Below are 12319 nucleotides of genomic sequence, written 5' to 3'. Positions count from 1 at the left end.
CGGATGACCGACAAGCTGCTCGATCTCTGCGAGGGCTCGTTCAACGGCAAGAAGGTCGCCGTGCTCGGCGTCACCTTCAAGCCCAACACCGATGACATGCGCGACGCCCCGGCGCTGACTATCGTGCCGGCGCTGGTGGGCGGCGGGGCTTCGGTCTCGGTGGTCGATCCGCAGGGCAAGCGCGAGGGCGAGGCGCTGCTGCCGGGCGTGGCCTGGGAGGAAGATCCCTATGTCGCCGCCAAGGATGCCGACCTGCTGGTCATCCTCACCGAGTGGAACGAGTTCCGCGCGCTGGATCTGAAGCGTCTCGCGGCCGGCATGCGCACCGCGCGCCTCGCCGACCTGCGCAACATCTACGCGGTCGAGGATGCCAAGGCGGCGGGCTTTGCCGCTTACGAGAGCATCGGCCGGGCCGGCTTCCAGGGCTGAGGGGCCGCCCTCCGGGCGACATAGCGCTCTAGGCGAGAGGCGAGAGGCGAGACAGGAAGGCCCCGGGAGGACCCGGGGCCTTCTTTCGTTTCAGCGGGCTGGGTCTGCCTCCGGGCCTCAGACCAGGATCATGTCGTCGGTGATCTCGGCCAGCAGGGTCTGGCTGAAGAGGATGCTCACTCCCTGGTCGTCGAAGCTCACGTCACTGCCGTCCTGGCTCATCTGCGCCAGCGCCGCGGCGGCATCGGCGTAGCCGAAGCCCTCGAGCGCCACGTAGTCCCAGGGCTCGAGATCGAGCACCCGGTTGCTGCCGCCATCGCTCTGCGCGAACTCGAAGACATCGGCGCCGATGCCGCCCGCCAGCAGGTTGCTGCCCGAGCCCGGGTGCAGCAGGTCGTGGTAGATCGAGCCGCTGCCGTAGTCGACGTCGCGCAGCCACTCCTTGAGATCGGCCGCCGTGGCCGCCTGGAACTCGGCGCTCTGCGAGAAGCCCTCGACCACCTTGGCGCGGGTCATGCCGCTGTCGAGACGTGCGGTCCAGTTGGTCAGCCCGGTGGCGTCGGGGTCGCGGTCCAGCACGTTGTTGTAGAGCAGGGTGACGAAGGCTTCGTTGCCGAGCGCGCCGTAGGTGGCCTTGAACTCGGGGCTCTGCACGAAGCCGTCGATCACCTTGCTAAGTTCCATGCCGTCCGCGAGCCGCCCGGACCAGTTCAGGAAGCCGGTGATGTCCGGCGCGCGGTCGAGCGTCGCCTGGTAGAGCCGGTAGACATCGTCGCTCCAGGCGGCGGAGGTGCTGTCCTCGGCGAAGGCGTAAGTATAGGCGAAGGCGGCCTCGGCGGTGCCGGCCCGGAACTCGGGGCTCTCCGAGAAGCCGCGGACCACCTCGGCGCGGGACATGCCACCGTCGAGCCGCGCGGTCCAGTTGGTCAGCCCCGTGGCGTCGGGGTCGCGGTCGAGCACGTTGTTGTAAAGCAGGGTGACGAAGCTATGGTTGTCCAGGTCGCCGTAGGTGGCCTTGAACTCGGGGCTGCCGGTGAAGCCGTTGATCACCTCCTGCAGGGACATGGTGCCGGTGAGCAGCCGCTCGGTCCAGTTGTGGTGCCCGGTGATGTCCGGCGCGCGGTCGAGCGTCGCCTGGTAGAGCCGGTAGACCTGCCCCGAGGCCTCCTCGGCATAGCCGCCCGCAAAGCCGTCGCCGAAGAGCCGGTCATTGCCGTTGCCGGTAGTGATCTCGTCGACCAGCTTGCCGCCGAGATAGGTGACCGGGGCGGTGACCTGATCGAGCAGGAAGGTGCTGTCGCTGTCCGATTGCGAGGCGTCCACGGTGAGCGGCGCGGTGCTCAGCAGGGCCATCAGCGGGCCGTCGTCGTCGCTTTCGTAGAGTTGCTCGAGCGCGTCATAGAGCGTGGGCAGATCCCAGTTCAGCTCGGTGAGGCTGGCGATCACGCCGGTCGGGCTGCTGATCTCGATCCCGGTCAGCGTGCCGGCGAAGTCGGCGGGATTGTCGCTGGCCGCCAGCCCGATGCCGGTGATCGTGGTGGTGTAGCCGGTCGCGGTATTGCGGACCCTGACCTCCGTGCTGCTGGCGCTCAGCAGCTCGACATCGAAGCCGCCCTCGGCGCTGTTGTAGAATGCATCGTCGAAGATATCGCGATCATTACCAAAATAAGTCAGAAGCATTCGTCTGTACCTTCAGTAAAATTATGAAATCACTTTTGAAATCTGGGGCCTTTGGCCCCGGGGATGGGGTGCGGCGGCCCGGGAAATGCCGGGCAGGGTCGTCTGGGGGCGCCGTCAGGCTGTCAGCTCAGATGTCCTCCCTTCTGCGCTGCGGGGGGTCCGTCCGCTCCGAAGATTGGCCGGCGGTGCATGTGAAACCGTGGGGAGGTTTGGCCGCGCATTGCCGCGCGAGCCCTTGGCAGGGATCGGTGCCCGGCGCGTCTGTCGGGGGATATCTTCGGGGGGTGTCATGGGCGCCTGTTCCGGGACTTCCGGGAACGGGCCGAGATACGTGGAAACCACCGAACAAATTCCTTCACCAACGAAACGACTTGTCAAAACGGGCCGCGCAAAACAGCGCGCTGCATGAAATTGCCTGCAAACATAGCACAGCTCTTGCCGCGCGGGGAGATATTTTGGCGATGCTTGAGGGGATCGACAGGGGCAGCCTCGCCCGGAACAGAGGTACGAGGAATGTGGCCAGTGGCCACATTCTGGGGCGGCGTAGGAGCTAATGCAGGATAGCCAAGGCGCTGGCATTGTAACACAAAATGGCGCTTTCTCGGGAGGCGGCCCTGCCGACGCGACTGTTGCCTGGGCGACATTTAGTCTTCAGGGAGGCGCGGGCAGGATGGGGGGAAGTGCCGGCCCATGACCGAAACTAGGCCCAGCTCCGGGACCGCCCGACACGGCTGCAGGTGTCTTGCCTCGTCCGCGGGCTATCCAGCCGGAGGTGGCGCGCCCGCTCCACTCCCTGAGAGTGGCCTATCAGCACTGCGTCTCGGAGGAGGACTACGAGGTGATCGCGGTCGACAACGGCTACGCGGAGCCGCTGCCGCCGTCTTCCCGACTACATCTTGGGAGCATGGCCGAGTCGGCCCTGAGGTTTCTGCAGGGCTGATCCGTGTGGTGGCTTCCGGACAGATGGAAAGCCGGGGTCGAGCAGAGGCCTGCACGCATTTGGCTGGTTCGCAAGCCCGGTCCTCCATCGTCCTGCAGCCCAGACATCCAGCACACCTGAACTCCGGCGCCCCAAACCTCCAGCGATCAACATCGCCACGGCTCCAGCGTTCAAGCTCTCATCTTCTCAATGAGTTAAAAACTCAATATTTGCAGCATTCCGCCAATCCAGCATACCAGCAATATTGCACTCATTCATTCCTGCTCTCCTGCGACCCTGCACCTGCCGCGATTTTTTGGCCCAGGGATTGCGCGCGGAGCGCACATGGGGCTGGGGGCAAAAAATCGCACATTGGCCCTCTCCGCCTGGCGTGGGGCGTGCCGCCCCACGCCAGGCACATCGGGACGGGTGTGACCCGCGGACGGCCCCGGCGGCAGCTTTCGCAGGGGCGAGATTGCCCCTTCTGGCCTGCGGATCACCGCGCCCTGCCTAAGTGACCCCGAAGGGTCACCGGGCGCGAGACGGAGACCATGAAGGCTGTCCGGTTTCCGCAAGCGGAAATCCCCCGAAGGGGCGAAAACCGGCCTTCATGGTCGGTTGGCATGGTCGGTTGGCTGGAACGGTATTGTGTTGTACACCTATAGAGCGTGTTTGATTTTTTGTTGCTGCTTGAGGTTGCGATTTGCCCCGCGGGCCCCGTCTCACCCACAAGGATATTGCCCAGATCAATCGCCTCCTGGGCGAGGGATTTCCCGATGCCGAGATCGCCCGGCGTAGCGGACGGTCGCGTCAGACGGTGGCGCGGGTGCGAAACCAGGCGGCCTCCTCGCACACCACGACAGACGGCGCGGTTATCGGCGCCCGGGTCAGTGTCGAGGAATACGCGGCGTTCAAGGCGCTGATGGAAGCGGAAGGGCTGACGCCGTCAGACGGCATTCGCCGCCTCATGCGGCTGGCCGTCGGGGCGCTCGATCTGCGGGACGAGGAGATCGAGGCACTGGCGCAGAGCCGGCGTGAGCTCGTCGCGGTGGGGCGAAATTTCAACCAGATGACCCAGCTTGCAAACTCCGGGCGGCTCAAGTGGAACGCCCGCGACGGCAAGACCGTGGCGCAGCTCGATGCGCGGGTGGGGGAACTCACCGAGGCGTTGACCAATTTCATCAACGTTGCGCGCCGCCGGACGCTGGCGGATGTGGCCTTCCCGGAGGCGGATAAATGAGGGCGGGGTCGCTGTCGATCGAGGAGGCGGTTCTCGGCTATCCGCTCGAGGACCTCGCGCGCCGGAGCCGGAGCGGCGGGAGTGGCACGCGCGTTCCGGGCGCGGGGCAGGGCAGCGTGCAGGCCCGATCGTTCCGGGCCTTTGCCGGCAATGCGCAGCGCTCCCCGCAGTCTGTGGTGAAGCGGATCAGGGCCGGGGGGTGTCACTCGAAGGAAGAGTTGACCCGTCAGCTCAATTACATCACCCGCGAAGACGCGGCGCATGGCACCTGGACGAACTTCGCCGGGGTGGATCGCGATCTGCGCCCCAACACGTTGTCTCGGGCGGTCGAGGATTGGTCCGCGGCCTGGCGCGGCGCGCCCCGGCGCGGGCACACCGATCATATCATCCTGAGCTTCCCCAAGGGCACCGGCATTGAGGCGGCCGAGGCCGTGGCGCGGGAGTGGGGTCAGGCGATCTTTGCCAGCGGCGACTATGGCGATCAGTGGCGTTACGTCGCCGCGGTGCACCGCGACCCGGATCACATCCACGCGCATTTTGTCGTCGACAAGGTCGGCTGCGACTGGGGCAACTTCCTGTCGATCAGCATGAAGTCGGAACTGAACTACGACGTGATGCGCGAGTGCCATGCCGAGCTCTCGCGGGCGCATGGCATCGACATGGTGGCCTCCAACCGGCTGTCGCGCGGGATCATCGAGAACCCGCCGCGCGAGACCGAGTACCGGGCGGCGCATGACAAGACCGGCCGGGGGGACCTGGTTCCGCCGCCGCCGATGTCGGATGCGGAGAGGGCGCACCGCCGCGCGGTGGTGCAGGACTTTGCGCGGCAATATTCCAGTCTTGGTCTGCTCGCCTCGCTGTCCGGTCCCGGAAACGCGTTCATGGAAAAGCTGTCGCAGGCGTTCTTCGCGTCGGCGCAAACGCTAGAAGAAGGAGGCTCTCTCATGCCCGAGGCAGACACCCTGATGCCACCGAAAACCCAAGCTGCCACGCAGGACCAGAGCTTTGATCCCGTCGCCGCCATGACGCAGGCGCGCGAGCAGTTGCTGGCCGAGGCGCGGGAGACCTGGGAGAGCATTCAGGCCATGGAGGCCGGCCCCGAGCGGGTGCGGATGGAGGCGGAGTTCTCGCGCACCAGCACCGAGCTCTTGTCCGCCACCCAGGCCGATCCCTTCTTCAAGGACCATGCGATGGTGGCTGAGACACGCGACGATGTCTTCGCGCATCTCACCCCCGCCTCGCTGCAGCACGTACGGGACGGGCTCGAGGCGGAGGATCCACGCGTTCGGCAGATCGACAGCACGCTGGACGACATGCGCGAGGCGCTGGCCGCCGCGTTTGCGCGGGATGCGGAGCTTATGGCGCAGCTTGGCACGACGCCGGAGGAGTTGACGGAATACGCGGCGCAGGGGGACCACTCCCTGGCGCAGGCAGCGCTGTGGCGCAGCCGGGCGGAAAGCCTGGACGCGGAGGCCTCCGCGCGCCTGACCAGGGTGCTGGAAGAGGGGCATCGGATCATCGACGGCGTGGCGGTGCCGAGAGACCTGGTCGAGCAGCTGGCGCTCGACCAACTGCTGACCGTGGACAAGCACCACAAGCTTGCCGATGTCCCCGCCATCGAAAGCCTTGTCGACCGGATGGCGGATGCGCTCTTCGACGAAGACTTGGCGAAGGTCCTCGAGGGCGACAGCACCCGGTTGCAGGATGAGATCCGCGATCCCGCCGTTCGGGCGGCGGTCGCGGCCGAGCTGAAGAACGAAGCCGATCTCGTGGTGGGGCAGGGGGCCCGCGAGCGCGAGACCGTGGAGGCCTACCAGGCCATGGCGCAGGTCCGGCAGGCCGAGCTCGCGGCCAAGCAGGGATTGGGCATCGAGGACGGGCACGAGCTCTAAGCTGAGGGAGGGTCCTTCCGATGATACAGAATCTCGACACGCCTGCAGGCGAATTTTTGAGCCATTAAACCGTGCCAGAGAGTTCCTGAGCGCTATGGATTCATGGCTAGGTAAATCAAAATTTCCTCACATGTGGATTTTCTGGACCGAAACCCATAATTCTAGTGTTTCTCGTCCCGAAGCAACGATGTTCATCGCTATGCCGCCATCAGTATTCGCTGGCACGTACAGCGTTTCCTGTCGTAGACGGCCACTCCTCACCTGATCTAAATCGACCCTTTGCCTGTATTCTGGGAGGATATCATGTGAACTGGAAATTTCAACCATAGCGCCTTGTGCTTCGTAGCTATTGCTGTCGCGTGCTTGAACGAGCAGTGTATAACCTTTCGGTTGGACGCCGTGGGTGGGGTACAGTCCTAGCAGGGAGTCGTTGGAGCCAAGGTCTATTGTTATAGCTCCAGAAGAAAACCTGTCTCCATTATATCCATGCAACGCTTCGGCAGATATGAGCTCGATATCAGGAAAGTTCATTTCGATACGCGAAGCACTGGATGAGATGCACTTCGCTGTTGTCAGCGGGGGGACATTAAATCTACAGGAGGCATCAGTCTCTATGCGCCCGCAATTTTCGTCGAGGTATATCGCGGTATTTTTATTGTCTTGCTGCGCTTCGGTTTGAACATTGGTCATCGAGATCCGTTGCACCCTCTCAAATACCATATGCGTGTGGCCTCCACCGCTAGGGTTGCCCGTGAAGATCACGCCATCTATCTTCACTCCCGAAAAGCTTCTTGAGTGGATGTCTTCGAGGTGAAGAAACGTTCCCCCTGCAACGGCTTGCTCACATCTGAAGTCGGTAACTTGAAGATTCTGGGAAGATATTGCATTCGTAAAGTGCAGAGTGCTTGCAGTGGTTCCATTCAAATAACCACCTCGAATCTTGAAGTGTGACCAACCCCCTTCCATTTTTACCGCTGCTTGCTCGGACGCGCTGTCTAGCAGAAACTGGCACCTGACCACTTCTGACGTTGTCGTCGGAATACTTGGCCCATCGTTTCCCTTGGACCAGTCAGGCCCATATATACCGCAGAGATTTTTGAAAAACCTATTATTTTCGAAGGAATGCCCGCCAAGGCCACCGATCATCAAACCATATGTCAGGCGATGTTCGGCGGCACGTCCGAAAATGCAATCTTTTACAGATGCCTGTCTGCAGTTGAAAATCTTTAGGGCACATACACCGACCGGATCGGATGCCATATGGTAGAAGTAACCTCCGAACCAACGCGGAATTTGCGTTTCAGTTTCTGATGGGTTCGCTGGATCGGCTTGTCCATTTAAGTCGAACATTACAAACACATCGTCTGCGCGGGCAGAGGTACCGTCACCAAAGGCGACAAGCCGTGCTCCGTATGCGAAGACCGTCCGAAAGGTAAGGCTCAGGCTGATCGGCGTGTCGATCCCGTATGTCGTATCCGATCGAAAAATGAACGTCTGACCTTGCGTGGACGCGTCGAACATTGCCTGAATAATGGCACTGTCTGATTTTCCATTGATCGTGCCAAAATGTTCCGGCATCCAAGCGCCACTGTCGGAAAAGGGTAGAAAGCCGGGCAAGTCGGGTATGAGAGCCGCCTTGGCGCTGGCGAGGTACAGTACAGTTCCATCGAAAACCAAGGTCCCGTCTGGCCAAGAGGCACCCTTGGCGACGGCGTCCACTAGGCCGTTGCGCCCTACGACATTGGAGGGCTTCTTGGCGTTGACGACGAAATCCCCTGCGAGCCGCAAGACATCACCCTGCCAACCGATGTCACGAGCAAGCTCCGGACGCGCATATCGAACAGCCTCTCCACGCATTAAAGCTGCGAGCCCATCTGCGTCGTTGTTCTCTCCGTCAGAATAGATCGTTGGTGTCTGCAAAGCCGCCTGCACGCTGCCTACAGGCGCCGCAGATGCCGCACTAACGCCTGCGGATGCGCGCAGGAAATTGCGTCGGGTGAAGTTGCTCATAAGAATGCTCTCTCTGAAGTTCTGGGGGTAAGGCTCTGACCGGTCGAATTCTGGCACTTGGTGTGCGCGCCATGTGGAGCGCGCCTCCCATTATCTGCAAGGGTAGGGGCGTCGGCCGACTTCCTCCATCATCTTTTCGCGGAGGACCTCGTCCGGGGTCTTCCAGCCGAGGCACTTGCGAGGCGTGTCGTTGATACTGGTCGCAGAGCTGCTTCAACTCGAGCTCTGTCATGGCAGCGAGGTCACGCTGCCTTGGAAGCCAGCGGCGGGTCCGACAGTTGGTGTTCGCGACAGTGCCTTTGTGCCAAGACGAGGAGGGGTCGCAGAACCAAGCGGTTGTCCCGATGCCGGCCTCGAGCTTTCTCCAGTCGCGGAACTCGAACTCGCGGTCGAAGGTGATCGACTTGCCCGCCGCCTGGGGTAGTGGCGTCATCACGTTCATCAAGCTGTTCGTGAAGTGCAGCCGTTCTCCTTGCTTTCCAGTAAGGTAGGGGGGGTGTCGCAACCCAGTTTCGACTGTGCCCCGTTGAGAGAGGGTCCCTCCGATAATCCAGAATCTCGACACGGTCTGGCGCTACCCCGCACGCCGTAGTTGGCGGTTTGCAGCCCGGCGACAATTTCTCGCCGTCTGGCTGACAAAGCGTTGCCATGTCTTGCAAATCCGCGCTGCCCAAGGTTTCAGTCCCGGTGACGGGAAAACGGGCCGATGCCAATCGGGCGACCTTTCAGAGGATCTTATTGAGCGCGATGCACCAGTTCAGGTTGCGTTCCGCTTGCCGTTCCTTTTGGCAACTGCTCTTTTCCTTTGCAGTGGTTTCATATGGCTGTGAGGCGGTGTTCCTAAAAGCATCCCCAGTCGCATTGCTCGGCAGTTGGAAGGAAAGACATTCATGCAGGCAATTACCCCGGTCATTCTCTGTGGCGGTTCGGGCACGCGGCTCTGGCCGGTGTCGCGCAAGAGCTACCCCAAGCAGTTCGCCCGGCTCGTGGATGACACCAGCCTGTTTCAGGCCACCGCCGAGCGGCTCTCGGGCAGCAGCTGTTTCGACAGGCCGGTGGTGGTGACCAATTCCGACTTCCGCTTCGTGGTGACCGAGCAGCTGTCCGACATCGGCATCGATCCGGGCGCAATCCTCATCGAGCCCGAGGGGCGCAACACCGCCCCCGCGGTGCTCGCCGCGGCGCTGCACCTGTCGCGCACGGACCCCGAGGCGGCGATGCTCGTCGCGCCCTCGGATCACCGTATCCCCGACCGCGAGTCCTTCCGCGCCGCGGTCGAGAACGGCCGGGCCGCCCTCGAGCAGGGCAAGCTGGTGCTCTTCGGAATCCATCCCGACCGCCCCGAGACCGGCTATGGTTATCTCGAGCTCGACCTTGCCAACGCCGGCCCCGCCACAACCCCGCTGAAGCGTTTCGTCGAGAAGCCCGATGCCGAAACCGCGGCGAAGATGCTAGCGCAGGGCGGCTTCCTCTGGAACGCCGGGATCTTCCTGTTCCGGGTCAAGGACATCCTCGCCGCCTTCGGGCAGTACGCCCCGAGCCTGATCCCGCCGGTGACCGCGGCGGTGGACGAGGCGGAGGTCGACCTCGGCTTCCTGCGCCTCGCGCCCGGCCCCTGGTCCGAGGCCGAGGACATCTCGATCGACTACGCGGTGATGGAGAAATCCGACGCGCTGGAAGTGGTGCCCTTCGACAGCGGTTGGTCCGATCTCGGCGGCTGGGACGCGATCTGGCGTGAGCTCGAGCAGGACGAGAACGGCGTGGTCTGCAGCGACGGCGCCACGGCGATCGACTGCGAGGGTTCGATGCTGCGCACCGGCTCCGACGCGATCGAGATCGTCGGCATCGGCCTCAAGGACGTCATCGCCGTGGCGATGAACGACGCCGTGCTGGTGGCCAGCAAGGACCGCGCGCAGGACGTGAAGCTGGCGGTGGACGCGCTGAAGAAGAAGGGCGCCAAGCAGGCGGTCGAGTTTCCCATGGACCACCGGCCCTGGGGCTGGTTCGAGAGCCTCGTGGTCGGCAGCCGCTTCCAGGTGAAGCGCATCCACGTGCACCCCGGCGCCTCGCTGTCGCTGCAGAGCCACTTCCACCGCTCCGAGCACTGGATCGTGGTCGAGGGCACGGCGCGGGTCACCGTCGACGACGAGGTCAAGCTGGTGACCGAGAACGAGAGCGTCTACATCCCGCTCGGCGCCGTGCACCGCATGGAGAACCCGGGAAAGATGCCGATGGTGCTGATCGAGGTGCAGACCGGCTCCTACGTCGGCGAGGATGACATCGTGCGCTACGAGGACGTCTACGCCCGTGGCCAGGGCGCCAAGGGCTGAGCCTCCGTGCGGCCACAAGAACAGCGCGCCGACCCTTCCCCGGGTCGGCGCAGGCATGACGAGCGGCGCGGCTGACCGGCCGGAGCCCCTCGACCAGGCAAACAAGCCTGACAAAGAAGAAAGGCGCCCCGATGGCTCCAAAATTCGGAACGAGCGGCCTGCGCGGCCTTGTGGTGGAGCTGACCCCCGAGCTGGTCGCCGACCACGTGCGGGCCTTCGCGGCGGCCTGCGATCACGGCGGGCTGCTCTGCGTCGGCCAGGATCTGCGGCCCTCGAGCCCGCGCATCGCCGGCGACATCATAGCCGCCGCCCGCGCCGAGGGGCTGCGGGTGATCGACTGCGGCGCGCTGCCGACCCCGGCGCTCGCGCTCGCCGCGCAGGAGGCCGACGCGGGGGGCATCATGGTCACTGGCAGCCATATCCCCGCCGACCGTAACGGGCTGAAGTTCTACACCCGCGCCGGCGAGATCACCAAGTCCGACGAGGCGGCGATCACCGCCGCCCTCGGCCGCGCCCCGGGCAGCGCCGAAGGCCCGCTCGACACCGACCCCGAGGCTGCCGCCCGCTTCGTCGCGCGCTACGTGGACACGCTCGGCCGCAAAGCCCTCTCGAGCAAGCGCATTGGCCTCTATGCCCATTCCGCCGTGGGCCGCGACGACCTGCGGGCCATGCTCGAAGGCCTCGGCGCCGAGGTGCGCGAACTGGGCCGGTCGGAGATCTTCATTCCCGTCGACACCGAGGCGGTGGACCTGGACACCCGCGCGCAGATCGCCGCCTGGGTGGCCGAGCACGAGCTCGACGCGCTGGTCTCCACCGATGGTGACAGCGACCGACCGCTGCTGGCCGATGAGACCGGCACCATCGTGCCCGGCGACATCATGGGCCAGATCACAGCGGAGGCACTCGGTGCTGAGGCGGTGGTGACCCCGATCTCCTCGAACTCCGGCGTCACCCGCAAGGGCTTTGCCAGGGTGCTGACCACCCGCATCGGCTCGCCCTTCGTGATCGCCGGCATGGAGGAGCTCGGCGGCAAGGTTGTCGGTTACGAGGCCAACGGCGGCTTCCTGCTCGGCTTCGCCGCCGAAGGGCCCACCGGCACGCTGGCTGCCCTGCCCACCCGCGACTGCATGTTGCCGCTGATCCTGACGCTGATCGCCGCCGGCGACGGCCCGGTCTCGGCGCGCGTTGCCCAGGAGCCACCCGTTGTCACCATGGCCGACCGCCTGCAGGAGGTGCCGCAGGAGGCTTCGCAACCCTTCGTCGCCGCGCTACGCGACGACAGCTCGGCCCGCGCCGATTTTCTTGCCCCGCTCAGCGCACAGGAAGTCGGTTGCGACCTCACCGACGGCGTGCGCATGACCCTAACCGACGGCCGCATCGTCCACATTCGCCCCTCCGGCAACGCCCCAGAACTGCGACTCTACGTCGAGGCGCAGGACCGCCCCGGTGCCGAGGCGCTCATGGAAAAAGGCCTCGCGCAGCTGCGCAGCGCCGTGCTTGTCTGAGGAGATGCTCTTTGGCCCGGTTCCCGGATCGGGCCGGGAGAGCGTCACTCACGCAGCGCCAGATCTGTGTTCGGCATCATCCATGCAAACTTCTGTTTTGATACAGAATTTGCACTTCGCTTGTGAGTCCACCCCGTGTGAGCTCAAGGATCGCGTAATGAGATTTATGATAAATATAGCTATCCTGAGATAAGGTTCGCTTCTCTGTAGTCGCCTGTCGATCTCAACCTCTCGCCGGTACAAGATACCGTACCAGTTGTCGTCGCCTCCCAGCCGATGAAGACACACTGCGATTTTTCCTGATGTTTTTGGCT

At 63.9% G+C, this 12319-nt stretch carries 7 protein-coding genes; 5 read left to right on the top strand and 2 right to left on the bottom strand.

Features of this window, described 5'->3' with window-relative positions:
• The coding region (locus LC039_RS25355) for a UDP binding domain-containing protein (RefSeq protein WP_319003748.1) at positions 1-429 on the top strand (429 nt) is incomplete at its 5' end.
• Positions 430-546: 117 nt separating this feature from the next.
• On the opposite strand, the gene LC039_RS25350 is transcribed toward LC039_RS25355, so the two are convergent.
• Positions 547-2109 (bottom strand): DUF4214 domain-containing protein, encoded by a 1563-nt coding sequence (locus LC039_RS25350; RefSeq protein ID WP_226629417.1) that lies wholly within the window; start codon positions 2107-2109, stop codon positions 547-549.
• Positions 2110-3731: 1622 nt separating this feature from the next.
• Between LC039_RS25350 and LC039_RS25345 the strand changes: the two genes are divergently transcribed.
• A complete protein-coding gene (locus LC039_RS25345) occupies positions 3732-4268 on the top strand; it encodes a hypothetical protein (protein ID WP_226629416.1) in 537 nt (178 codons plus the stop codon).
• Positions 4265-6160 carry a relaxase/mobilization nuclease domain-containing protein gene (locus LC039_RS25340; RefSeq protein ID WP_226629414.1) on the top strand — a complete coding sequence of 632 codons (1896 nt, stop codon included), beginning with the start codon at positions 4265-4267 and terminating at the stop codon, positions 6158-6160. The genes LC039_RS25345 and LC039_RS25340 overlap by 4 nt, the downstream gene beginning before the upstream one ends.
• A 126-nt stretch (positions 6161-6286) precedes the next feature.
• Here LC039_RS25340 and LC039_RS25335 read toward each other — a convergent pair whose 3' ends face one another.
• Positions 6287-8170: a hypothetical protein gene (locus tag LC039_RS25335; RefSeq protein ID WP_226629412.1), complete on the bottom strand. Its 1884-nt coding sequence runs from the start codon at positions 8168-8170 to the stop codon at positions 6287-6289.
• A gap of 890 nt (positions 8171-9060) precedes the next feature.
• On the opposite strand from LC039_RS25335, the gene LC039_RS25330 reads away from it, so the two are divergent.
• On the top strand, positions 9061-10500 hold the full coding sequence (locus LC039_RS25330; protein WP_226629411.1) for a mannose-1-phosphate guanylyltransferase/mannose-6-phosphate isomerase: 1440 nt from the start codon (positions 9061-9063) through the stop codon (positions 10498-10500).
• A 131-nt stretch (positions 10501-10631) separates the two neighbouring features.
• Positions 10632-12005, top strand: coding sequence for a phosphomannomutase (locus LC039_RS25325; protein WP_226629409.1), 1374 nt, complete (start codon positions 10632-10634; stop codon positions 12003-12005).
• Positions 12006-12319: the final 314 nt, after the last annotated feature.

It is taken from the genome of Alloyangia pacifica, assembly GCF_020524285.1.
Lineage (GTDB): Bacteria > Pseudomonadota > Alphaproteobacteria > Rhodobacterales > Rhodobacteraceae > Salipiger > Salipiger pacificus_B.
Note: the sequence above shows the minus strand (reverse complement) of the source record. Positions and strands in the feature narration are given on the sequence as shown.